The sequence below is a fragment of the Flagellimonas flava genome (assembly GCF_050617915.1).
In the GTDB taxonomy this organism is placed as follows: domain Bacteria; phylum Bacteroidota; class Bacteroidia; order Flavobacteriales; family Flavobacteriaceae; genus Flagellimonas; species Flagellimonas flava_A.
Window position 1 is genome coordinate 1 of the sequence record NZ_JBODQE010000186.1, and the last position, 235, is coordinate 235.

The 235-nt window shown below is 46.0% G+C and carries 1 protein-coding gene; it reads right to left on the minus strand.

The window, feature by feature from the left end:
- The coding region (locus ACRHOZ_RS21485; protein ID WP_431130436.1) for a helicase HerA-like domain-containing protein at positions 1-235 on the minus strand (235 nt) is incomplete at both ends.

Genomic DNA, 235 nt, shown 5'->3' on the forward strand with positions numbered 1-235 from the left:
GAAGAACTTTTTCGGGAGCTTGATGTCTTTCGGTCCCTTACCTGTTCTTTTTCGGCTTCCTTTTGGGCTTGTTCTATCTTTTCATTGAGGATTTCATAGGCACTTTCCCCATCTATTTCCTCATTGTATTTCTTAACTAGTTTTGAATTCCCAATAGCTTCCTCCAGTTCGGCACCTGTCAGGACATCCATTCGACTCATGGGAGCCCTAAGCAGTGTGGCGGCCAACGGGGTAG